Origin of the sequence: Stieleria mannarensis, assembly GCF_014154935.1 — a bacterium.
Classification (GTDB): Bacteria; Planctomycetota; Planctomycetia; order Pirellulales; family Pirellulaceae; genus Stieleria; species Stieleria mannarensis.
Window position 1 is genome coordinate 66,333 of sequence record NZ_JACEHH010000037.1, and the last position, 23,974, is coordinate 90,306.

The following is a 23,974-nucleotide window of genomic DNA, read 5'->3' on the forward strand; positions in this document are numbered from 1 at the left end:
CAAATTGCTTTGAATTTCATCGTTCTACAGGTAGCTCACGGTTGCGATGACTCAGTAACGTTTGGTGCGGGACGGCCGAACACCTGGGCGTCATACCGGGTGCCGCTGGCCGACCAGGCTGTTCCGACGCCGATTTGAGTGTACTCCTTGCTGAGCATGTTTCGCCGGTGCTCCGGCGAACGCATCCACCTCTCCACGACGTCGTTGGACGACGATGATCCCTCCGCGATATTCTCGCCGCCCGCTATGAATCGGTAGCCTTCATGGCGTGATCGCTCAAGGAAGCCTTCACCGTTCAATTGGTGAGAGAGCATTTCTTGCCGCGCGAGGTTGTCAGCATGCTTTTGTGCGGCTGCCGTGAGCATGGCGTTCTCGACCACCGGTGCGATCCCGAATCGCTGTCGATGAAGATTCGTCCGCCAGATGACCCCGTCGACGATCGATTTGAGCGATGCCCCGCAAAGATTGACGCGGCGAATTTTGCCGGGTCGCACGACGATCTTGCGGGTGTGCTTCTTTCTCACCTGAGTGACCCGGTCCTGCCAGGTCGCGGTCAACGTCACATTTTCCGAAGGTTGATCCTTGGATGGCGTCCACTTGTACCAGCGAACAGGCCCGCGGTCGTTTAATTCGCTACCGTCGACAAAAACCTTCGCGTCGGAGGGGACAATAATTCTCGCGTACGCAAGTGCCTTCCAGGCATCGTCTGCAGGATGTTTTGCAGCGGTCTCGGATGTCAAAATGATGCCGGCAGGCCTACCAACCGAGCGGGGACCCCGGCTTTCGGGAGAACGGTCGTTCGCGTGTGCCGGCGAAGGCACCGCGAGCATGGAAAAAGCGAAAATGGCTATGATACGATTCATGTCTGACTCTAAGTTGAATGTGATTGGCGACCGATAATCCAATCACGTTCCAGAGTGTAGTCCCCTCACAAACTCTTTCCATTGGGCGGGAAATCTCCCAAAGTCGCTGCACACCTTACACAAATCTCCAGAGATGGACCGAAGGCGACCCGCGTCCCAAGGTTAAAAAGTCTCACTTCCCGCTGAAACAAATCAATCCTCGCATTTGCGTCGGCCTCAGGATCGAAGCGCCGATGGATTGCTCCGAGAGCGAAAGTGCTCGCAGCGCGAGAATCGCGGAATGGTCTTGAATCTGGCGTTAGGATTGAGGGCATCGTTGTTAGTTGATGTACAGCTTCCAAGATGATTTGTGAACGAGAATGATCGAGCAAGAATTTATGCACGATTTGGCGAATCGAATCGAGAATCATGTTCGCAATTCCAAGGGATTTGAGGAAGACTCGTTTGTCAATCCTTTTTCGCCCGTCGACAGTGTGTCTGCTTTCGCAGCAGCCCGGCGAATCATTGCGGAGCACAACCATGATGTCTTCATTGCAGTTGCACCCGAAGGGCACGTTTACGGGTTCTTCTTTGAGCACTTTGGAGCGAGCGTCCTTAGCGTGCACGTAGGCTATCCTCCGCGAGAGTGCTCAGTCCTTGATGATCTGTCGGCAATTCGGGGGCGCCGAGTTCTCATCATCGAAGACGACGTAGCAAGTGGTACGACGCTTCGACTTGTCTTGGACGCAATCCAAGACGCAGGTCCTGAATCGATTGACCTTTTTCTCGGGCGACGTAAACACCAACAAATCTTGGAAAATATAGATCTCCGCATCAATCGAACGTATCTACCTGAGGACATCCTGCAGGCAGAGCAACAGGCTGTCTACGAAGCTGATTTCGTTCGAGCGTTCTCCCGCCCGAGCGCCCCGTAGAGTTGCAGTTGGTTGGCATGCTTCGCGAGTCCCCCACTTCGGCGCGGTACGCCGATAAATGGCTGCGCTCGTGCTGCCAACTTCGATCGCGATCAGCAGCGCTAATGCTCGTTCGATGATTGAGTCTTGGGGAACGGACGAACTGAAGGAGTCCTTGAAAAGAGACGAGTAACGCGTAGCAACGGCAAGGGGGGGCGCAGTAAACAACTGATCTTTTCGTTCCCCTGCGTGCATTAGGTTGCATCGACCGCCGCGAATTGGCTCATTTGGTTGGACGCACTCTTTCTTTGGTTTCGGAGCGTTTTCTGCGGAACGGTGCAACTGCTCGGCGAGTTTGCGGAGGGGACGGGAAACTCTCGTCCCCGAGGCAAACTTGCGTCGTATTGGATGCTTGTCCAACTTCAGGATCCGGAGCAAGTCTCATCATTTAACTCGGCGTAAGCAACGGGTTAGTCTTGTCCGGGCAACTCGCTCCGTGTGGCGCCGCCCCCGGTTTCACGCGTCCACGGGGCCGTTGTCACCCACCACTGGTGCATGTTCGTTATTCTGCCCCCCGCGTAGCTTACGTCGGAATGGATTAGAAGCCGTTCCGGCGTCGCGGGATCGTATTTGCCGATGACTTCGCTGGCCGAATAGCAATCGCCTGAGCCTGGAGTCTGCGTCCTGCTCATCAGCACAATTCCCTCATCCCAATGAATGCCGTCCCGCGAGGAGTAGAGTACAAAGTTATTCGGTCCCGGGTCGTCACCAACCAGAACCCGCGGGTTGCTGCCGCTTCGCCCTTGAATGAAGTATCGGTTGCCCAGTTTTCCCGACATTTGCATATTGCGGATCCCCTTGGCGAAGTGCGTGGTTTGCACATCCGACCAAGTCCGTCCACCATCCTTGCTAATCACGTAGGGAATATTCTGTTCGGCCGTTTTATCGCCGCTCCTTAGGTGAGCGTCGTAGGTGTAGACGATGATCTCGCCGTTATCGAGTGCGCCAGCGGCCCAATAGTAGGTGGCGTGGTCGAAGGGCAGAACGCTGCGTTGGCTGAATGACTTGCCGTTGTCACCCGAAACCCACAGCGTTTGTGGTCCTCCCGGAGTCATATTCGAGGTACCGCCCCGAAAGACCATGAAGACTTCTCCGTCATGCACAAACGACGTGTTCATCGTGTAAGAAAGATCGTCGACAGTGGCAGACTCATCAAACTCATGCGGCCCCTTCCAGGTGTGGCCGTGGTCATCGCTGAGAAAATAGACCGGAGTCCGTTGTTTCATCCATCCCACATTCGCGTAGCGTATCGTGGTGGCGATCAGCGTTCCGTTCGGCGCCGTGACCAGGGAGTACACCAGGGCCGAGCAAATCTCATCCCTTTCCCACATCCGCTTGGAATAGTCAAAAACCGTGGGCTGGCTCCAGGTCAGGCCGCCGTCGGTTGAGCGGCGATACTCCGACCATCCACCTACGCCATGCCCATCCCAATGGTCTTTGCCGATTCCCGTCACGCTGTAGAAGGCAACAACATCACCGTTTCGACACTCGGTAATGGAATTGTTGCCGTGTCCTGATTTGCGTTTCGCATGTCGGTCCACGAACAGCACGCCCGTGTTGGGGATGTCCGCGGGAGAAACGACAAACGGTTTCCCGTCAGCAGCGCGGGGCCTGTTCAGTGCGGATCGAGCATCATCGAAGCCCAGCACGACAACCCATTTCCCAAACCGAAACGACTCTCCGGAAATAACTTGTTTTTCGTAGGCAAGCACCTGATCCCTCTCGTCGTTGCCGAGCAACTGGAAAGGATCGTCTTCCATTCGCGAAAACCCCTGTGCCCTGAGGGCCTCTGTCTGAGAGGCGGCACGGGGAATCGACTGAGGTGTGACCACGATTAGGCGACCGTCTTGCACGACGTCGAAGTGGGTGGAGTCGATGGAACTCCTCAAGAACTTTTCTCCTGCCAGTTTCGCTGGGCATTCTGCCAGCCGATAGTTTCGATCGGTGAACAGCGCCGCGCCCGGTCGGAACCACATCACCTCCGATTCCGGTTCGCCGCGGACTTCGATGACCGCACGATCGGAAGTCTGTGCGTGGCATGTGTCCGCCGTTCCCAGAGCCAGAAGGACGAATAAGGTGCTCGCCCGGCAGATTCCGAGTTTGGTCATTGTCTGTTCTCCTTGGAAAGGCCCGACAAGCGCCCTACAACGCGTGTTCCGCCGTGCGTCGGTCGAGGTGATGCAAAGCGAAGTATATCTGAGTCGGCATTATCCAATATGTTTGTCAACGGCAACATGATCCTCTCGGTCGGCCGCCGTTGCACGTTGGCCGACGGTAAGGCGTTCCACACTGGCGATCTGATCAAGGTCATTCTCCATGGAGGCGGAACGCTGGCGCCGAGTTCACTCTTTTTCGATCATGAAGTACTTGACGCAACCGGGCATCGCCTGTTCCGACGATTCTTCGTGTACCATCCCAACAGCGGCGTTGCCAAGTTGTCATCTTCCATTGGTCCAATGGTGGGTTCCATCTCAATACGGCCCGGCGCGACTGAAATTGCATCGGATAGATCGACCGAACAGGGCTGGCGAGAATGCTTCGGCGCACGCCTCTTGCAATCCTGGCCTCGATTCTCGGCCACGTCCACCGAGGCCTGCAATCCGCGTTTGAAAATTCGATGGGGGCGGGTTTCCGCGGTGCGATCGAACGACGTCTTCTTGAAAAATGCGTCTCTGGCAATCAAAATGCTGACATGTCCGAGCAGAAAACAGCCGAGCAGAAAACATTGGCACGGAGTGCCGCATCGCCGGAAGCGACGATTGAAAATCCTTCGAATTGGCAAGCGTTGGTGAGCAACTGGATTGCCGAATCGTGTCGCCACTCGTTCTCGCGTTTTCCGCAACTTCGGCGTTGGGAAATGACTGGAGATGTTGTTCAGCAGGCGACTTTATCGTTGCTTGAGGCCATCCATTCGAAGAAGGTGAACCCGACTTCGGAGGAGCATTTGCGTCGCATCGCCATTCTTCATGTGAAGTGGACGTTTCTGAGGCTGGCTCGGCAGCATCGGCGGTCCATTCGCACAGCTTACGCGACACCGATCGCTGAAGACGGAGGGCCCAGAGTGGAGGAGGCCCATGCGTCTGAATTCACCCCAATGAAGCGAAGAGTCGATTGGCTGCAGTTTCACTGCACGGTCGACAATCTACCTGAATTGCAACGGGAGATCTTTCAGAAGAGCTGGTATGACGAGATGAGGAAGTCGGAAATTGCTGAACAATTGGGTGTCAGCATCCGAACCGTCCAGCGAAATTACCGACTTGCTTGCGAGCAACTGATTTGTGCATTGGGTGATTTCAGCTGATCGGTGATTTCATCCCGGCCTACGTTTTGTGGCCAAGAGGCACATGGTGACTTGCAACGCGAATAACGCTTGGGTTCAAATCTTTGCATGAATCATCCCGACGAAAAGAATCCGGAAGCGCTTCAGAACCCGAAAGTGGGTGAATTGCTAGACGAGTTCTTAATTGCGGAAGAGTTAGGTTCGCCGGTATCGGCTGCAGAGCTTTGTAAGGAAAACAGCGGTTTACTGACGGCGCTCCAAGATGCGATCGCTCGTCAGCGTCGCTTCGAATCACTCAAGGAGGACTTGGATTCGCAACTTCCGTTGGTCTACGGTCCCTACGAAGTCGTTGAAGTTCTCGACAAGGGAGGTTGCGGAACCGTCTTCAGGTGCAGGCACAGGCACCTTCAGCGTGAAGCAGCTGTGAAAGTGGTCGTGTTATCCGATGGCAACCCTTTCGCCGAAGCTCACTTCGTTCGCGAGATTGAGGTTGTGAGAGAGTTCGGTCACGACGGGATTGCCACCATCTTTGACAGTGGCGTCCTCAACCATGGATCAACGATTGTCGGCTGGTTGGCGATGGAATACCTGTCTGGTGGCCGAATCGACGATTTCGTGTCGAAATCGAATGCATCAGAATTGGAGATTCTTTCGCTAATTCGAAGCGTCGTGTCCACGTTGTCAGACGCTCATCAATCAGGAATCCTGCATCACGACATCAAGCCCGGTAATATCCTGATGTCCGACAGCGGAGAACCGCACCTTACGGACTTTGGATTGGCAAGGATTGCGGGAAGCCATGACTTGGAGAGCCCCAACGGTCCGATCGGAACACCGGGCTACATCGCCCCGGAACTCATCGACAGGAATCGGCGCCCTGGCGTGACGTCTGAGATCTACAGCCTGGGAGTTGTGCTTCGAAAACTGTTGCACCACGTGTCTCAGGTGCCGGCAAGTGCGTCCGACACGCGAACACCTAAACGACATCACGATTTCGTGGGATGGCGATCACGTGATCTGGACGCGGTCTTGGCGCGGATGACAGCGGACAATCCTGAGGATCGGTATACGTCGCTTGCGCTACTTCGTGCGGAGATCGACCGCCTGATTGATGGGCATTCGGTTGCGGCTCGACCGGTTCCGTTGGCCGAAAAAGGCGTCCGATGGATCCACCGAAACCCTACGTTGGCGATTCTTTGGAGTGTCATCGCGGCGACGTTGCTGATGGCTTTTATTCTCCTGACGGTGAACGTCGCTTCAAGGTACAAACATGCAAAAGAAGTCGACCAGCAGAATCAAGAACTTCTTGCCAGAGAAGAGCAACTGAAGAGGGCAACGGTAAGTTCGCGTCTCAGGTCGATTCAGCCGCTCCTGGGACGCAATCGGATTGTGGCGAAGCAGCAGCTCGAAGATGAATCGCTCTTTCCACCCGGAGAGCGCGGTTTCGCATGGAGGTTCCTGCATTCGGAGGCGACCGACGTCGCGTATGACTTGTCAAGACTAGACGGTGGATTTGGCGGGATCCATCAGGTCAGGTTCTCGCCTGACAACAGAAAACTTGTCGTCTGCAGCAAGCCGAGATGCCTTTCGCTCGTCGACATTTTTCATCGAACTCGGAAAATCATCCCCTGTGATTTGCGGCTTGCCGGCACCCTACTTTCTCACCTCGCGATGACAACGTTTTACTGCCAGGAGTCCGGCGGCAATTTGTTGGAAATCTCCTGGGAATCCGGTGCGATCCTGCGCCGCATCGAGCTGCCAGTGCCAACGCGAGCAAAGATGGCGTTAACATCGCAAGGCCACCGAATCTATGGGCTCACCAAAGAAGGCTACCCATTTCGAATTGAATTGGCGTCGGAAACGACTCGAATTGGGGGCAATCCAATCGACGCCGTCCCCGCCGGCTTGTGGCTCACTCCAGATGACCAGATCCTGCATTGCGTGACCCGAAAAGGTATTTGGCATCGCTGGGAGGCGGGGACGCTTGAAGAGCTGCAGCAAAGCAACATTTTTGATGCTCTCGATCCAGAGACCCTACTTCTCGATTCGACCAACCGCACGCTGAGAGCAGCGGAAGCGAATTTTGAAATGGATTTCGGAATCTGCATCGTTCTCGCTTTCGGCAATGGAGTCACAACGATCGCTTGGCCCGGCTCGCGTCAAAGTTATTCTGTGATCGCTCGCTCTTCGCCGCTGACAAGCCATTTCGCATTTAGGCCCAGGTCACAATGCGTCATTCCGGACGGACGCGGCGGGCTCCTTTTCTCCGTATTCGATCCGGCAAAACAAGAAACGATCGGCCAAGTAACCGATAGCGTTCTCGCCGCAGCCGTTTCTCCTGACAACAGATGGGCTGCCACCGGTGGCAGCAAGGGCAAGCTCTTTGTCAGGCGAATCCGGGACCCAGGCGATGGGATTCGGCGATTGCAAACGTTGGCTGGGGAAGATCGTGGGTACGGTCCCCCAGTGTGTACCGTCCAATTGACAGCATCCGGTGAAACGCTCGTTTGCCACCGGGAGGGCTGGTGCGCGGTGGTCGATGTGGAAACCGACCGAGTCCTCGAGGGCTTTCAAATCAACAACTCCCAATTTTCAACGATCGCCTATTCACGAAAGAACCAATTGGCCGTGCTGGGCTTTCGAACTCCCGGAAGCAAGGTTGTCGCATTGCACAGACGCGAGGATGGGGGCTTCTGCGATCAGGAACTGTCGTCGGCGGGAGTATTGGAATCCTCAGACCCTCATTATCCACCTCCAAAGCCTTCGTTTGAAATCGAATGCGACGCAAATGTCACGTCGTTGTGCTTTTCAAAAGATGAAGATGTCCTACTCGTGGCGCTGCGAAACGGGGAGTTGTTCACAGCTGACGCCTTGACCGGAAAGATCCTGACGCGTTGCCGCCAATTCGACCGGGGATCGGCTTGTCTTTCAATGTCAGCGGTCGCGGGTGGGATCTTGTGTGGTGGGGCGGACGGTCGAATCCACCTCGTCAACGTCACCGACGGAACGATCGAGGCGTCGTGGCGAGCCGGCGAAAGCCGCATCTACTCATTGACGGTCAATCGCGACGAATCCCTGATCTACAGCGGAATGGCCACCGGTGTGATTCGAGTTTTCGACTCCGAAGGCAACCTTCGCGGCCAAATGTCGGGGCATCAAGGCCGAGTCCTATCGCTAGCGCTCAGCAACGATGGTGAGACATTGGCCAGCGGAAGTGCAGACCACAGGATCGCGATCTGGGACACGCGCAGCGGAGAAATGCAACTGCTGCTGAACCGGCACACCGACTCCGTGACGGACCTGTGTTTTTCAAAGGACGATTCAGAGCTCTGGTCCACATCGGCTGAAGGAACCGTCTACAGATGGAATTCGCAGGACAGCGACGATTCCATTTCAAAAACGCCCGAAAGTACTGAAATTCGCCAGGGCCCCCCCGAGTGATGGGCTCCTGGCGAAATGCAATGCATTGAACGCAATCCGCTCGTTTTCGATTTGTAGTCTTGTCGCGTGACCCGTTGCAGTTTCGTCCGAGGCGAGATGTCTCAATCGAGCATCTGGAACGCGAGTTCTCACGGCGATTCTTGCCTTTCGTCCGATTTTTCGAGATTTCCTGACGCATCTCTCGCAAATCGGTTCATGAGGAATGATGGAGAGCCAAAAAAGTACTCAAGTCGAGCCAGCGCGGTGTTGCTCCAGTTGTGAATCATGGTTGGTTGGACATCGAGATCGTTGGCAATCTGAGAAACCGGAATACCGTCCTTCAGGTGCCTGCGGACCGCATCCGTTTTCTGTGTGTCACCCAACGAACATTGCTTCTTTCGCCTCATTAGAATCCTCCTGGGGTGGTGAAGTGGCCTCACCGGAGACAATTTTCCAATTCCATGAGAGGCAACACAAGTCCGTTATCGCTCCACCTGATGAAGTGTCCCGTGGTGTGAACTCAACTCCTCGCGATCGTGCTCTCAATCAGCTCGTCCTGTTTTTCCAGTTGGAGTCCTGACATGTTTCGATTCTCCCCAGCGATACTACCAATGATATTGAGTCTCGTTTCGACACCCTCCAGCGCACAGTCACCGGAACCGATAGCGTTTTCGGGACAGAATGCGACGGTCACGTTGAGCAACTTCCGCTGGCTGACTGCTCAGAAGTTCAAATCTCAACGTGGCATTTATTTTGGAGAGCCAATCGACCCTCAGCCATTGAATAGTTCCAGACTTTACCCGCCCAGAACATACATTTACTTGTTCTTCGACTACCGAGTTTATCGAGACAACCCACGGGGAGCCAAATCCAAGTTATTCGTTCGTCTCAACGAGGAGGGGCAAGTCGCCGGTAAACCTCGTCCGTTGGGCAATAAACGATTCGAGATCGCCGGAAACGAAGGAACCGGATTCATTGGTTTCGGATACGGAGCTGGGGCTGGTGTGCCGAGAGTAGATGGCAACCTGGAATTCAGTATTGACGTATACACTGAGCAAGCGAATGAGAAGGAGCTTGTCATCGGAAAAAGTGACAAGAACCTTAAGGTGACGTTTTCTATTGATGGCGAGGCCATTATCTCGGAATCACAACTTGAAGCAATCAAATCAATGTACCGCCGTTTGGAGCAGCTGGAGAAACGGGCCAAGACGCTTGAGTCGCGAGAGTAATCCGAACTTGAGCAACGCCATGAATGGGAAGGGCGGGCGTTGTTCGCCACACCACGATGGGCAATCACAGATTTCCGTTATCGCCCACACTTCGCGTTTACGAACGAACAAGAGTTACCACATGTTCCGCACCATACTTGCAGTCTGCACGACTCTCCTCGTTTTCACCCCGTCATCTTCCAAGGCGCAGTTTCCAGAAACGATCCAACTCGAGAACAAAGGGGCAGGAATTGTAATGAGTAATTTTCGATGGATGACCACGCAGAAAACCACGTGGTCCGCTGCATCGTTTTTTGGGCAGCCAGTTGACCCTCAACCATTCGATAGCTCACGACTTTACCCGCCAAGAACTTGGATTTATTTGTTTTTCGACTATCAGCTGACGGTAAAACCTAGCGATGAACAAGAAAGAATATCCAAGCTGTATGTTTCTCTTCATGGCGCTCCAAGATCCAAGCCGTTTCAAATTAAGGCAAGGGGCGGAACGGGATTCATTGGCCTGGGATTCGGAACAAAAAGTAAGCCACGAAGAGATGTTGACCTTGAATTACGAGCTTCTCTCTATGGCAGTCGAGTGAATGGACAGAATCTTTCCTCGGGAAATTCCAGTGAGGTGTTAAAGGTGACGATTTCAGTGGACGGCGAGACATTCATCTCCCAAACGCAATTCGAAGCGATAAAGGCGATGTACAGACGGTTGGAGTTACTCGAGAGACGGTTCACAGAACTTGAATCTCGAAAGTAAGGGCGGCAAAAACAATCACTTCCGCGTTTGGCATACTTATCAGAGCAAGGCGAAACAAAAGGGACGGGGGTCGAATTGGTCCGTTTGGTTTCGGTTCCGTTGCGTCTTTGGGATCGGTGTGTTTCTCGGTTGACGCGGGAGCGGTGACTTGGCTTCCCGCGGTCCTTTCTCTTCTCCCCAACGGACTTGAACGTGCGACGATTCCTTAGTTTGCTGTTGTGTTTGCTCATCGGGTTGCCAGCCTCGTCTCCCCGACTTGCCGCGACCGGCTTCGATGCGGCAGGCGACGAATCGAATGCTGAGAACTCCGCAGCCGATTTAATTGCTGCCGATCCAAAGCTCAAATCTTGGATGCAGGCCGTTCCACTGGCCATTCAGCAAGAACTTTCACGGAGCATTGACCGATTCCTTGCCGACCAAGAGAACAGCGGTAAGGTCATTGCAGTCGGCAAGTTTGACACTCCAGAAGGAACGGTTATCGGTAGAGGAGGGATCCCGGCCGGCGGCGTTTTGTTATATCAGCAGCAGCAGCGACTCAATGTGAGTTTCGGTGGCAGTCGCAGGGACTCGATTACCCATTGGCCTTGGTTTGTTGCGAGCCTGCGACCTGGGAAACCAGCGGAGATTGACACCGTCACACTTCAGCACCGGAAGTCCACGACGATCGTCCCCGATACGGAAAGACGAAGCAGTGTCCTGATACCATCGATCAAAATCCAAGCTGCAAACAAGGATGAACTCCTGACGGTGAAGGCAACTTTGATAGATGGTGAGCAGGCGATTCCAGGCTGCGTGCTATTAAGTCTCCCGGGTTTCTACCACAGATCCACCGTTTTGACGCATAGTGATGTCAGCGGAGAGCTTGAATTCACACTGCCGAAAGACCTCTTTGAATTTGAGAACCGCATCGAGCTGGAGGTGCGAAACTACTTCTATGAAGGGGTGAAGCGACAGATTTCGGAGGATGACTTTTCAGGTGGCGTCGCAAACTTGGGAACATTGGAATTGAAGCCCAGGCAGTCACACATGGTCAGTGGGTTGATCACCAAGACCAAGTTTCTGAAAGATGGCTACCAATTCCGGATCAATCGCGACTACAGCGATGTCAATTTCTTCTGGGGTAGCATGCGGCCCTACAGCACGCCAGAGGGCCACGTGATTCGTGTTTCAGGGTACGGGAAGTCCATGAATATCGTGATCGATTCCATGACCCACCTTGCAGATCTGGGCACGGAGTTTGAAAATAGCTGGCTGAAGCGACCCGTTGCGATTTGGTTGGAGGAGAATGCCCTACAGCCGGTGAACAGTTTAAGGGCAACGGTCGGACACAACTATCTGATCAAGTGTCATGAATCACCGCTTGCAACGGCTCCGCGCTGGGGAATGATTCGGCTGGAGAAAGCGTCGAATGCGTTCGACAATTTTGTAGCACAGGGAAAATCGTTTGGGCCGCGTTTTAGAGAGTTAGCCAATCGCTTTGGCCGATTCCCATACAATCATCTCCCCATCGCGAATCCGATCAAGAGTCCTCGCTTGGACATCGCGGGACCGCTTGACGACGAAGATGTGAAGCTTGTGGCCGATCTTGAGGGCGATGTGAATGTTGCTGTGACAGCGAACTCGCTGCTTAGCGTTCAAGGTTTCAAAGACTTGGCGCGCAGCCGCGCCGTCAAATCGATCGGATTCCATGGACGCGACGTCAGTGTCCAAGAACTGCAAGTGTTAACACACTCAAGTCTGACCAATTTGATATTCCTTGATTGCAAACTGCCGGCGAAATTGCGACCACTGCTACTTCGTTCCGTGACCAAGATTGAACTCAAGAATTGCACGCTAGACGGAACCTTCGTCGCCGCCCTCGCACGATGCCCATCGCTCACCGAACTCGAATTCGAAGACTGCAGTGGCCTGCAAGGCCAGGAGGCCGCGTTCCAATACTTGCCGAGAGGATTGAAGAGGCTCGAACTAGAAAACTGTCAAATCAATGCTCAACTTCGGACGGCTCTGAATCAACAACGCGGGGGATATTTATATGTGAGAATCGTCGACTAGCAGTGTTTCAGCATGCGAGCGAAAACAATTTGCCCTCACTGCGGCCAGAAGCTGCGAGTCGACTCAGGAAAACTGGGGAAGACCATTGGTTGCCCAGGCTGCAAGCAATCTTTCTCGTTCGAATCGAGCGGGAATGCCTCGATGTTGTCCGTGGGGAACCAGGCAAATCAGACTTTAGAAGCGTCCGACGACAGTACATGGAGGTCGATTGCCAAGACACCCGAACGAAGCGATCGAACGCGACGCCCCAGAAAGCTCGGTCGATTCGAGATCGTCTCGGTGTTGGGGACAGGCGGTTTTGGAAAGGTCTACAAGGCCCGCGACCCGTCGCTTGATCGATGGGTTGCGTTGAAAGTGCCGATCTTTTCCTCCGGTGGAGAGAACGGAATCAAACGCTTTATTGCGGAAGCGAAAGCGGCTGCAAGGTTAAGGCACCCAAACATCGTCACCACGTATGAGTCTGGAAAGGCGGGCGACAGGTACTACATTGCAACGGAGTACATCGAAGGCGAGCTGCTCTCGGATCGGCTTCAGCGCGGCAGCCTGCCATTCTCAGAAGCTGCCGAGATTGTCCGCAAGCTTGCCTTAGCACTTGACTACGCTCACTCGAGCGGGATTATCCATCGGGACCTGAAGCCTCACAATGTGATGCTTGACGGCGACGGCGAACCTCAGCTAATGGACTTTGGACTCGCCAGGCGAACGGACGATGATTCCAACCTGACCACGGAAGGATCCTTGCTCGGCACACCCGCGTATATGTCGCCTGAACAAGCGCGGGGTGAAATTGAGAAAGTTGACGCTCTCAGCGATCAATACAGCCTCGGCGTCGTGCTGTACTACCTACTGACCGGCACGGTACCGTACGAAGGTGCACCCTACGTGATCGTGTCGAAGGTGGCGATGGGGAATCACCACTCCGTGCGGAAAAGAAATTCGAAAGTCGACGCGACGCTCGACGCGATTTGCCAGAAGGCGATGATGCCCGACCGGCAACGTCGATATCAATCCTGCGAGGAATTCGCTTCGGACTTACTCGCGTGGTCGGAGTCGCGTCCCGTGCTGGCACGCCCGATGACGCGTCTTCAGCAATGGGGGCACCATGCAAGACGGCACAAAGTCGCTGTGGGATCCGTCTTCAGTGTTGCCGCTGTCCTCATCGCCGTAGTTTTGCTTAGTTACTTTGGCCGACAGACTCGTGCAGACTCCTCGCCGGAAGTCTCCAAGGTCGGCTCAGAGAGTAAATCAATGGTGGGTGCTCTCGATCCGGAAACTAAAACGCCGGCAGATGATGGCACGAGCACCATTCATCAAGCGTCCCTTCTGGACTACCTCCCAGGTGATTTGGACGAGTGCCTGTTGAGCGGGACCGCCTTCAAGACAGAATCGGGCGAGCTCTTTATGAGCGATCACAGCGAACCGAGTGCCTTTCTCGAAGTTCCGGTAATCCTGCCCGAGACATACGGGCTAACATTGGCCGTACGCCCAACAACAGCTGGTGGTGCATTGCAGATTTCCGTGCCTCACCATGGTTTTCCGGTCAGTATCGTTTTCGACGGGGCCTATGGAAGTGGGATCCATTCAATTGATGGGCAAAGCTACAAAGACAACTTGACAAACGTGCCCACGAAGCAATTCACCAATCACCAACTACATTCGATTCACATTACTTCCTCGCCCAAGGGGCTTTTCGTCAACATGGACGGAACGCGACTGACCGAATTCACCGGCCCACCCGAAAAGCTGAGTCTGGACAACGAGATTGCACATCCCAATTTGCTGTTACCAGCTTTGAAGGTAATCCACGGCGGCCGTTTTCTTGTTGAAAAGGCGATGATCGAAACTGACGGTATGAACACCGCCAAGCCCGCCGGCCCCGAGACGATCAATCTGACCAAAACTGAGCGGGAGGTTGCCAAATGGGTTCGAGCCGCAGGCGGAAAGACCTATTTCGATCACGGATTGCAAGTTGAACTTCCACCAAGTGCAAAATTCTCGGAGAGCGACATCCAACGTTTCCAGGACTTACCTCACCTCACGTCATTGTTGGTGTTTAACAGCGAAAACAGATGGAAGCTTGAGGGGACAGCTCTTTCCGACGATGCAATTCTCCAATTGAGTTCGTTGCCGAAGCTTAGCAGTGTCGTGTTAAGCGGGAAGGAGATCACGGATCGGAGCCTTGCGCAGCTTGCCCGTTTTCCGATCGAAGAGCTTACCATTTTTCGCGCGTCAATTACTCCTCGTGGCCTAAATCACTTCAAGAACCACAAGCTCAAAAGACTTAATTTGAGTAGCTGCCAGCAGGTAAACGAACTAGGGTTTGACAAAGGAGTTCTCACGCACATTGAGAGTTTGGATTTGACTGCCACATCGGTCACGAACGGCTTTTTCGAAAAGCTCGACGAGGTTGAGACGCTGCGAGAGCTAAAGATAAGACGTACTCGCATGACGCCTGACGTCTCGGAAGAAATTTCAAAACACAAGTTGCTTGAAACATTGCACTTTGCCAGGAATGGCGTCGCAGACAAAAATTTACGGGCGCTAAAGGATCTACGTGCCCTAAAATCCTTGAGCGTTGATAGAAATGATTTAACCGAAGCGGGCGTCCAGCTCATTGCCAACAGTTTTCCACTTCTTGAATCACTGGACGCTTCATACAATCGAATTGACGCAAACTCGGTCATTGATTGGAGCGGTCTACAGAAGCTTGAGGAGCTCTGGCTAATTGGAACTCAAGTCACCGATCAACAGCTGTTAGCGATCGCCGAGATGTCGAATCTGAAACACCTTGGAATCAATCCGATCGACTATTCAAAGACAAGCCTGTCGGTCAAGGCGATGCAAGCGTTCGCAAAACAATTACCGGAATGCATAGTCGGGAACGCGACAGCAAAGGTGCATGCAGAGAATATGCTTCACTTCGGAACGGGGAAGTAGGGCAGACCGGGCGTAATCGTTTTGTCCTGCATCTGTTTTCAAATGAGATGGTGTCTGGGAATTCGAGGATCATGCCATTGCGGTCAAGAGGTAGGAACAACTTCGACCGACGCGCATTTTCATCGACGCAAAAAAGTCACGGACATCGGATTCCACTCCAGAACGAAGATGAACCGCCGAGTTCTCTCGTGACGACAATGACGAATGATGTCTGATCAAACAATTGAGCAACACCCGACAGTAAGACGCCCGTCGGTCCAGATCAGAGTTATCTCCGGTCCACATTCGGGGGAGTCATGGACCATCGAAATGCTTGATCCGATCACCATTGGTCGTCAGGCACCGTCGAATTTGCGGCTGCCCGATGATCAAGTGGCATCGGGAGTTCACTGCCAAGTTGAGATCGATGGAAAACAATTACGGGTGACTGACCTCCAGTCGACCAACGGGACTCGGTTAAACGGCTTGCCGGTCCAGTCGGGCACGGTGCGTCCAGACGATGTCGTTGCGATCGGGCAGTCCGAACTCCAGTTGTCTCTGCTGGACGCGGCCAAACCCGTCGGTTCGCGCAGTCAGTCTTCCACGCCTGCAGGCATCTCGGAACGGGAACCGGAACAGACTCGAATTGCTGCCCCTTACGCTCTGCTAAATGAATCGCGAGACACTCTCCATCGACCTCCCGGGCCGAAAGGTCCGGGGGCCACTGATCACCTGGAGGAAACGATCGATTCCGGCGAAGCCGATCTCTCGTGGTCGGCCGAAGACACAGGTAAACAACCGGCTCTGCCGAGTGACTTTGCCGACTACCGATTGCTTGAATTGATCGGCCAGGGTGGCATGGCGACTGTCTATCGCGGCGTTCAACGAAAAACGGGTGATACGGTTGCTATCAAACTGATTCGGGCTGGTGGAAAACCGAGCAAGAAACAACTCTCGCTATTCTTGCGTGAAGGTGCGTTGATCACACGCCTGAAACATCCACGGATCGTTTGTGCTTATGAAATGGGATACCACGACGACCAGCCCTTTTTGGCGATGGAGTATTTACCAACGATCGACCTTCTTGCAGTGATGACGACGCTCAAGCCGGAGGCCCGAATTCGCACCGCATCCTGGGTGATCTCGCGCCTACTGCAAGCCTTGCATCACGCGCACCGTGAAGGCATTGTCCATCGTGATGTCAAGATCTCGAATCTGCTGGCTTTCCGCGAAGGGCATCGACTGCAGATCAAACTAGCCGACTTTGGGCTGGCAAAACTCGTTGCTGAGTCAGGGATTTCGCAACTGACCAACGAACGTTCGATGCGTGGTACGCTGGCGTTCATGGCTCCCGAACAAATCAAAGAATCTCGAGCCGTCGGATTCCCGGCAGACCTTTACGCAACCGGAATCTGTTTGATTCGATTGCTGGGGGGCGATCTCCCCAAACCGGCGTTCGAGTCCACCGGCCTTCACGTGGAAAAGGTCCTCCGATCGCTCGATCCTATCCCCGATGCGCTGATACGAATTATCCGTAAAGCAACGGCACCCCTCGTTCCCGACCGTTACGCAAATGCGGAAGCCATGGCCAAGGACCTGTATCCTTTCCATCAGCGACCCTAGCTGGACAGCGCCACTTTGCTCAAGAAACACCGTGAATCGCCAGTCGAACGTAGCTACCTTCGCCAGAAGGTGGATCCCCGGGGATTTCCACGCTCTGGCGAGCGTAGCTACGCCAAAGTGGCGCTGTCCAGCTAGACACTCGTCTCCGGCCGCCATCATGCTGCTCAAGTCAAGCACCACTGGGCGACGGACACATGGTGAAGATAACGGCCCAACCTCGTACCACTGAGTGATACTCTTCAAGAACTCAACCAAGGGCCGTCTGATGGAACCGGTGATCGGTATGAGTCTTGCGTTTAGGGATGGCGTCCTGTCAACCAGCCTTTAGCAATTCCTCGGCCGCGTCAACCAACAGGTCCTTGGCCCGGCGAATCGTTTCTTCCACCGGGCGTTGCGGGTCGTGAATTTGACGGACTTTGGCGAGTCCCAAATCCTCGATCGAAGCATTCTCCAGCGACAACAATCCGCACAGCGCAGCGACCGGAACGCGGTATTTTTCGCCGACGTCGGCGACCCCGCGGACCAGTTTCCCATAGGCGGTTTGGTCATCGATCTTGCCTTCCCCGGTGACGATCCAGTCGATCGTTCCGCCGGACAATAGCGACTCCACGCCGGTCAGCGAGAGCACAAACTCGATCCCCGACAGAAACTCGGCGCGGAGGAATGCCTTCAGTCCGTAACCGGTTCCACCGGCGGCACCCGCCCCCGGAACGTCGGCGACATCCAATTTCAAGTCGCGCTGGACGATTTGTTGCAATCGATTCAACCCTTGGTCCAGCCGGGCGACCATCGCGTCATCGGCCCCCTTTTGCGGCCCGTAGACCGCCGCCGCACCTTCCGGACCCAGCAACGGGTTGGCGACATCATTGATCGCAAACACCTGCGCAGAATCTAACTCGGGCATCACGCCGGACGCATCGATCGAATCGATTTTCGAAAGCGCCCCGCCGGTCGCCGGCAAGGGGGCCCCGTCGGCATCCAAGAACCGATACCCCAGCGCGGTGGCGATCCCAATGCCCCCATCGTTGGTCGCGCTGCCGCCGAGTCCGATGTACAGCTTCGCTGCTCCGCGGCGCAACGCATCGGCGATCAGTGTCCCGGTCCCCAGCGTCGACGTCAGCAGCGGGTTGCGTTCTTCGGCGACCAGCAACTCCATCCCCGAGGCGCGGGCCATTTCGACATAAGCGATGCCTTGCTTTGAATCAAACCCATACTCGGCGTGAATCGAACGACCAAGTGGATCCGTCGTTTCACACCGAATCGTCTCAATCGACTCATCGGTCTTTCGAATCGCATCGAGAAACCCATCGCCGCCGTCGGACGCGGTGATCGAATGCACTTGGATGTTCGAGTCGAAGCGACGCAGGCCCAACTCGATCGCTTCAATGACCTCGGTCCCGGTCAGCGAACCTTTAAATTTGTCAGGAATGATCAAGACGTTCATCGAGTATTCAAGTTTCAAGTTTCAAGTCCACGAACCAATTTCTCCCAACTGCCAACTGCCAACTGCCAACTGCCAACTGCCAACTGCCAACTCCCAACTCCCAACTCCCAACTCCCAACTCCCCTACCGATACCGCATTTCGCAGGTCACCCCGCCGGCGCTCCAGACGTAAGCTTTGGCGGTGTAATCGGCGACCATGCGGTGGCTGCTGAATCGCCAAGCCAACGTGCTGATGCTGTTCATCATGCGTTTGATCCATTGCCGGGGCAGCCCGTCGTTGTCGCGGGAGTAGAAACAGGGGATCACCTGTTCTTCCAGCGTCCGGTACAGCGATTCGGCATCGCGGCGATCGGTGATTTCGTCGCTGACGTGGGACCGACCGTTGCCGATGGCGAACCCGTTGGAACCGTTGAACGCTTCGCCCCACCAACCGTCCAGGATGCTGCAGTTCAATCCGCCGTTGAGGACCACTTTCTGCCCGCTCGTGCCGCTCGCTTCCAGTGGGCGACGGGGGTTGTTCAACCAGACGTCGACGCCTTGGATCAGGTGGCGGCAAACGTTGATGTCATAGTCTTCGACAAAGGCGACGCGTCCGGCGAATCGTGGATCGTGTCGCAAATTGGCGATCTCCTGAATGAACTTTTTGCCCGGTTCGTCTTTCGGATGCGCCTTGCCGGCATAGATCAATTGGACCGGGCGATCGCTGCTGCCGATCATTTCGGCGACCCGATCGATGTCGCTGAACAACAAATTGGCGCGTTTGTAGGTGGCGAAACGGCGGCCGAATCCGATCGTCAGGATGCGGGGGTCCAAGATGTGCCGCGCCGCTTCGACGGCCTGGTCGTCTTCCCCGCGGCGCCGACACTGACGGCTGAACCGACGTCGCACGAAGGACAGCAAGTTGTGCTTGAGCGCGTTGTGCGTTTCCCACAGTTCACCGGGGTCGACGTCGTGAATCGCTTGCCAAGCATCAGGTTCCTGCAAACGCTCCTTCCAGTCGGTGGCGAAGTGTTTGTCGTACAGCGTTTGCATTTGGACCGCCAGCCAACTGGCCACGTGCACGCCGTTGGTGATGTGTCCGATCGGCACTTCGTTTTCCGGGCGATCGGGCCACATCGATTGCCACATCCGCCGCGAGACGACTCCGTGGAGACTGCTGACTGCGTTGGCGCAGCGACTCATTTTGAATCCGATCACCGTCATGCAAAACGATTCGTTGTCGTTGTCCGGGTCGACGCGTCCCAGCGCCAACAGTTCCTTTTGGCTGATTCCCAGTGCATCACGCAGCGGCCCCAAGTGTTCTTCGACCAAGGCCGGGGGAAAGCGGTCGTGTCCGGCGGGAACGGGTGTGTGGGTGGTGAAGCAGGTGGCGCGGGCCGACAACTGAACCGCGTCCTCGAACGACATGCCGTCGTTGTCCATCAATTGCCTGACGACTTGCAGGGCACCGAACGCCGAGTGGCCTTCGTTCAGGTGGTAGACGCCGGGGTCGATCCCCAGTGCCGCCAACGCTTTCACCCCGCCGACGCCCAAGACGAGTTCTTGGCGAATCCGGGTGCGTTCGTCACCGCCATACAACCGGCTGGTCAATTCGCGGTCTTCCGGTTTGTTGCCGTCGACGTTGCAATCGAGCAGGTACAACCGCACACGACCGACATGCATCAACCAGACCTTGGCCAACAGTTGCCCGTCGCGGGTATCGATCGACACTGTCAGCGGGTTACCCTTGGAATCCAAGGCCGCCTGGATGGGCAGATTCTCGATCTTGGTCTCCAAGTAGTCTTCGCCCTGGAACCCGTCCTCGTCCAGGTATTGGCGAAAGTACCCTTGGCTGTAATACAGCCCAATGCCGACCAGCGGGACGCCCAAGCCGGACGCACTTTTGATGTGGTCGCCCGCCAACACGCCCAGGCCACCGCTGTAGATCGGAATCGATTCGTGAATCCCGAACTCGGCCGAAAAATACGCGACCGGCTTGGCGCCCAAGACGCCGGCGTTGGTCGATGCCCAGGTTTGCGACGACGTCAGGTATTCCTGCAGCCGCCGGTAGGCGTAATTGATGCGGCTGTGCAACACCAACTCGCCGGCCCGGTCGGCCAAGCGTTCCGGCGTCATCTCCCGCAACAACGCCACCGGGTTGTGACCGAGTTGTCGCCAGCGAATCGGATCGACGTCGCGGAAAATCGCATCGCATTCCGGATGCCAACTCCACCACAGGTTGTTGGCCAGCGTCCACAGTTTGCCATACAGGTCGTCCGCATGATGCAGTTCATCGAACAAGTCGGGTGCACCGGATGCAGGGCCGGAGGGGACACTTTGGGGGGGCGGCAATTCGGTCTGACTCATGGCGGTCCCGTCGAGCGGTTGGGGAAGTCGATAACTCCAAGCGGCGCACTTTTTTCAAGTACACAGATAATCTGTTGTCGACCACTTGCCCCGACGAATCAAGCAACGCCGGCCCCAGTGGCGGGCAAACTTCCAAAGTTTCACCGTTGGGGCGGAGCCGGACCGAAATTGTCGCAGCGGATAACCTTGCCAAATCACCGCAAAGCGTCCAACCTAACGCAGTCCGCACCAGCCGTTCCCGTTACTGGATCCCGTCACCGCGATCGCCACATGTGTCATTACAGCACGCCTCCGGGTTTCCAACCGTTGTGCCAAACGCTTGCTTCGCTGGCCCCGCGCTGGCGCACCACGCGTGATTGGCCCGCCCAATCACTGTCGTTGTGTGGGCAACACGGGATCTTTTATGGGCTGACCGGATTCGAACCACCGGGCGACGAACAGCAGGTCTGGACTGCTGCCGAGCAGATTGAAACGCTGATCGAACTTGCTCGGGCAGATCTGTTGACCACGTTCGTCATCACACAACATCTCGGCGCGATTAAACGGATCGCAGCATCGGACCGGCTCGCGGGCGATGACGCGATTGAAAGCGGATTGCAAACGACCGTGCTGCCGTCGCTGCTGGACGGTTCGACGATCGGCTCGGTCGGCATCAGTCATTTGACCACCAGTCGGTTGCACTTGGACCGCCCCGCCGTCGTCGCGACGGAGGTCGACCATGGTTATCGGCTGCGGGGCACGATCCCCTGGGTCACCGGGGCGCCGGCGGTCGGCTACGTCGTCGTTGGTGCAACGCTGGATGATGCCACACAGATCCTGGCGTTGATCTCGCCCAATGATCCAGGCGTTTACCCTGGGCCCGGCGCAGAGATGATCGCGATGACGGCAAGCTGCACCGACGCGATCGAACTGCGAGACGTCTTCGTCCCTCAGGAGCACGTCCTTTCAGGCCCGCGCGAAAACGTCTTGGTTGCGGCGAAACCGACCGGCGACGCGCCGAGTGGTGCCGGTGGATTGCAAACCTCCGCACTCGCGCTCGGATTGTCCTACGCCGCGCTGGATTACTTGCGTGACGAATCCGACCGGCGCGACAACTTGACGCCGATCGTCGATCGATTTCGTCACGAACATCAACAGTTGCACGAGACGATTCGCGCCGCCGCCAACGGAGACACCCAACACGACTCGGCAACGATTCGCTCGCTGGCCAACGGCTTGGTCGCGCGCACGACCGCCGCCGCGATGACGACCGCCAAAGGGGCCGGCATGATGACCGACCATCCGGTCGGCCGCTGGTGCCAGCAAGCCCTGTTCTTCCTGGTCTGGAGCTGCCCCCAACCGGTCGCCCAAGCCCACCTTTGTGATTTGGCGGGGTTGGAGTGAAGGAGTGAAGGAGTGAAGGAGTGAAGGAGTGAAGGAGTGAAGGAGTGAAGGAGTGAAGGAGTGAAGGAGTGAAGGAGTGAAGGAGTGAAGGAGTGAAGGAGTGAAGGAGCTGGGAGAATGATATGGGGCAGAATAATGTAATCCAGTCACTGATGCCCATTCTTCATCGTTTTGCCCCTTCTCATTCTGCCTCCCTCTCTCCCTTTCAAAACTCCGCGTTCCCCGGCGTCCTGGGAATTGGGATCACGTCGCGGATGTTGGTCATCCCGGTGACGTATTGCACGGCGGGTTCCAGGCCGAGCCCCAATCCCGCGTGCGGCACGGTGCCGTATTTCCGCAAATCGATGTACCACCAATAGTCATCCTTGCTGAGCGGCTGGGCGTCCATTCGTTTGCGCAGCACATCCAGCCGTTCTTCCCGTTGGCTACCGCCGAGTCCCCGACTTCGCGTGGGGCCCCGGTGCGTCGACAAACGAACCGCGACACCAGTAGACTAGTGCCTAAGTCCTTCACTCCTCCATTGAGTCAATCTTCCATCGATGGCCATCGGAATCGACCCCACCGTCGACTACGTCTTCAAGCTGCTTCTCGGCAGCCCAGAGCATCCGGCGATCACGCTGCACTTTCTCAACGCGATTCTCGGCGATGAAATTCAGATCACAGAGGTCGAGATTCTCAATCCGATCTTGGGCAAAGAAGACGACTTTGACAAATTGTCGATTCTGGATGTGGTGGCACGTGATTCGACCGGCCGGTTGTACGACATCGAAATGCAAACCACGCTCCCCGCGGGGCTATCGCAGCGACTGGCCTATTACACCGCCTCCCTTTACGTGGGCCAGATCAGTGAAGGTGACGACTACACGCTGCTGCATCCGGCCATCAGCATCTGCGTCCTCGACGCGATCCTGTTCCGTCAATCACCACAAATCCACGGCGATTTCCGGCTGCGGAGTCGCGATGGCAGCCTGAAATTGACAGACGGCCTGCAAATCCACCTTCTTGAGTTGCCTAAGTACACAGTTCCGAGCGATAATCGAGTGATCACGGATCCGGTGGACGCGTGGTGCCACTTCTTCTGTCGCGCCGAAACCATGTCGGCCCAGGAAATCGAACAGCGATTCAACTCCCCCGCCTTTAGCGAAGCTGCCAAGGTTCTCGAAATGATCCAACGAACGCCGCAACAACGAAGCCAGTACGAACTACGCCTGAAAGCACAGCGTGATGAACGGGCCAGAATGCAGTACGCAGTCGAGCAGGCACGGCAAGAGGCGAAAGCAGAGGGCAAAGCAGAGGGGCGAGCAGAGGGGCGAGCAGAGGGGCGAGCAGAGGGTCGAGCAGAGGGTCGAGCAGAGGGTCGAGCAGAGGGAGAAGCACTTGGGCGAATTGAAATGCTCCGAGAATTTCTTGGCGTCGATCAGATATCAACGGCGGGATTAACGCTGGAGCAGTTAGCCGCACTCGAAAGTGACCTTCAACGCCGGCTTCGCGAGCGAGGCGTCTAACACCGTTTTCTTTGCGTCTCCGCGGGACTTCTATGTGGTGCCACCCAGCAAATAGCCAGGCCCACGACAGTCAATGTGATTGATAACAAAGTCACAGTCGTCGCTTGGTTGGTGGGGGGCATCATTCACGTCATCACCTAAGTCGAACAGGTCCAACTGCGAGCCACCTTCGACGTGCGTTTCGGAAGACCTGCCGAAGAGCTTGCCGAAATACA

At 55.6% G+C, this 23,974-nt stretch carries 15 protein-coding genes and 3 pseudogenes; 12 read left to right on the plus strand and 6 right to left on the minus strand.

Annotated elements, in window-relative coordinates:
• Positions 1-35 precede the first annotated feature (35 nt).
• Complete coding sequence (locus H1B37_RS22765; protein ID WP_182869101.1) at positions 36-905, minus strand: CAP domain-containing protein; 870 nt, start codon at positions 903-905, stop codon at positions 36-38.
• Positions 906-1,222: 317 nt separating this feature from the next.
• On the opposite strand from H1B37_RS22765, the gene H1B37_RS22770 reads away from it, so the two are divergent.
• Positions 1,223-1,777, plus strand: a complete 555-nt coding sequence (locus H1B37_RS22770) for a phosphoribosyltransferase (RefSeq protein ID WP_182869103.1) — start codon at positions 1,223-1,225, stop codon at positions 1,775-1,777.
• A 449-nt stretch (positions 1,778-2,226) separates the two neighbouring features.
• On the opposite strand, the gene H1B37_RS22775 is transcribed toward H1B37_RS22770, so the two are convergent.
• A complete protein-coding gene (locus H1B37_RS22775; protein ID WP_220498328.1) occupies positions 2,227-3,792 on the minus strand; it encodes a sialidase family protein in 1,566 nt (521 codons plus the stop codon).
• Positions 3,793-4,349: 557 nt separating this feature from the next.
• On the opposite strand from H1B37_RS22775, the gene H1B37_RS22780 reads away from it, so the two are divergent.
• The 9 genes and pseudogenes from H1B37_RS22780 (at position 4,350) to H1B37_RS34035 (ending at position 17,081) form a co-directional block, all read left to right on the plus strand.
• Positions 4,350-5,117: a sigma-70 family RNA polymerase sigma factor gene (locus H1B37_RS22780; RefSeq protein WP_182869107.1), complete on the plus strand. Its 768-nt coding sequence runs from the start codon at positions 4,350-4,352 to the stop codon at positions 5,115-5,117.
• Between the two features lie 87 nt (positions 5,118-5,204).
• A pseudogene (locus H1B37_RS34505) lies at positions 5,205-6,167 on the plus strand (serine/threonine-protein kinase); the annotation flags it as partial.
• A 1,782-nt stretch (positions 6,168-7,949) separates the two neighbouring features.
• Positions 7,950-8,537 (plus strand): WD40 repeat domain-containing protein, encoded by a 588-nt coding sequence (locus H1B37_RS34030; RefSeq protein WP_286178055.1) that lies wholly within the window; start codon positions 7,950-7,952, stop codon positions 8,535-8,537.
• Positions 8,538-9,127: 590 nt separating this feature from the next.
• Complete coding sequence (locus tag H1B37_RS22790; RefSeq protein WP_182869111.1) at positions 9,128-9,745, plus strand: hypothetical protein; 618 nt, start codon at positions 9,128-9,130, stop codon at positions 9,743-9,745.
• A 121-nt stretch (positions 9,746-9,866) separates the two neighbouring features.
• Entirely contained in the window at positions 9,867-10,490 is a 624-nt protein-coding gene (locus tag H1B37_RS22795) for a hypothetical protein (RefSeq protein ID WP_182869113.1), read from the plus strand.
• Positions 10,491-10,682: 192 nt separating this feature from the next.
• Positions 10,683-12,542 (plus strand): hypothetical protein, encoded by a 1,860-nt coding sequence (locus tag H1B37_RS22800; RefSeq protein ID WP_182869115.1) that lies wholly within the window; start codon positions 10,683-10,685, stop codon positions 12,540-12,542.
• Between the two features lie 141 nt (positions 12,543-12,683).
• Entirely contained in the window at positions 12,684-15,479 is a 2,796-nt protein-coding gene (locus tag H1B37_RS22805; RefSeq protein ID WP_182869116.1) for a protein kinase domain-containing protein, read from the plus strand.
• A gap of 207 nt (positions 15,480-15,686) precedes the next feature.
• Positions 15,687-16,004, plus strand: a pseudogene (locus H1B37_RS34510) (FHA domain-containing protein); the annotation flags it as partial.
• 285 nt (positions 16,005-16,289) lie between these two features.
• Positions 16,290-17,081 (plus strand): serine/threonine-protein kinase, encoded by a 792-nt coding sequence (locus H1B37_RS34035; protein ID WP_286178056.1) that lies wholly within the window; start codon positions 16,290-16,292, stop codon positions 17,079-17,081.
• A gap of 313 nt (positions 17,082-17,394) precedes the next feature.
• Here the strand turns inward: H1B37_RS34035 and H1B37_RS22815 are convergent, their stop codons facing one another.
• Both H1B37_RS22815 and glgP read right to left on the minus strand, forming a co-directional pair.
• The gene (locus tag H1B37_RS22815; protein ID WP_220498329.1) at positions 17,395-18,525 is read right to left on the minus strand and encodes a glycerate kinase; all 1,131 of its coding nucleotides are present in this window, start codon (positions 18,523-18,525) and stop codon (positions 17,395-17,397) included.
• Between the two features lie 123 nt (positions 18,526-18,648).
• Positions 18,649-20,871 (minus strand): alpha-glucan family phosphorylase, encoded by a 2,223-nt coding sequence (gene glgP, locus H1B37_RS22820; RefSeq protein ID WP_182869122.1) that lies wholly within the window; start codon positions 20,869-20,871, stop codon positions 18,649-18,651.
• A 270-nt stretch (positions 20,872-21,141) separates the two neighbouring features.
• Here glgP and H1B37_RS22825 point away from each other — a divergent pair, with 270 nt between their 5' ends.
• Entirely contained in the window at positions 21,142-22,254 is a 1,113-nt protein-coding gene (locus H1B37_RS22825; RefSeq protein WP_182869124.1) for an acyl-CoA dehydrogenase family protein, read from the plus strand.
• A gap of 205 nt (positions 22,255-22,459) precedes the next feature.
• Here H1B37_RS22825 and H1B37_RS22830 read toward each other — a convergent pair.
• A pseudogene (locus H1B37_RS22830) lies at positions 22,460-22,690 on the minus strand (amino acid--tRNA ligase-related protein); the annotation flags it as partial.
• A 103-nt stretch (positions 22,691-22,793) separates the two neighbouring features.
• Between H1B37_RS22830 and H1B37_RS22835 the strand changes: the two are divergent.
• Complete coding sequence (locus H1B37_RS22835; RefSeq protein ID WP_182869126.1) at positions 22,794-23,759, plus strand: Rpn family recombination-promoting nuclease/putative transposase; 966 nt, start codon at positions 22,794-22,796, stop codon at positions 23,757-23,759.
• A 30-nt stretch (positions 23,760-23,789) separates the two neighbouring features.
• Here H1B37_RS22835 and H1B37_RS33430 read toward each other — a convergent pair.
• Positions 23,790-23,974, minus strand: a 185-nt coding sequence (locus H1B37_RS33430; RefSeq protein WP_220498330.1) for a hypothetical protein, incomplete at its 5' end; no start/stop codon positions are given.

What these genes read in the sequence shown, in the direction of transcription:
- H1B37_RS22770 (WP_182869103.1), top strand. Translation starts at nt 1,223, where the DNA reads ATGATCGAGCAAGAATTTATGCACGATTTGGCGAATCGAATCGAGAAT.
- H1B37_RS22775 (WP_220498328.1), bottom strand. Translation starts at nt 3,792, where the DNA reads ATGTGGTTCCGACCGGGCGCGGCGCTGTTCACCGATCGAAACTATCGG.
- H1B37_RS22780 (WP_182869107.1), top strand. Translation starts at nt 4,350, where the DNA reads ATGCTTCGGCGCACGCCTCTTGCAATCCTGGCCTCGATTCTCGGCCAC.
- H1B37_RS22790 (WP_182869111.1), top strand. Translation starts at nt 9,128, where the DNA reads ATGATATTGAGTCTCGTTTCGACACCCTCCAGCGCACAGTCACCGGAA.
- H1B37_RS22795 (WP_182869113.1), top strand. Translation starts at nt 9,867, where the DNA reads ATGTTCCGCACCATACTTGCAGTCTGCACGACTCTCCTCGTTTTCACC.
- H1B37_RS22805 (WP_182869116.1), top strand. Translation starts at nt 12,684, where the DNA reads ATGTTGTCCGTGGGGAACCAGGCAAATCAGACTTTAGAAGCGTCCGAC.
- H1B37_RS22815 (WP_220498329.1), bottom strand. Translation starts at nt 18,525, where the DNA reads ATGAACGTCTTGATCATTCCTGACAAATTTAAAGGTTCGCTGACCGGG.
- glgP (WP_182869122.1), bottom strand. Translation starts at nt 20,871, where the DNA reads ATGAGTCAGACCGAATTGCCGCCCCCCCAAAGTGTCCCCTCCGGCCCT.
- H1B37_RS22825 (WP_182869124.1), top strand. Translation starts at nt 21,142, where the DNA reads ATGTGTCATTACAGCACGCCTCCGGGTTTCCAACCGTTGTGCCAAACG.
- H1B37_RS22835 (WP_182869126.1), top strand. Translation starts at nt 22,794, where the DNA reads ATGGCCATCGGAATCGACCCCACCGTCGACTACGTCTTCAAGCTGCTT.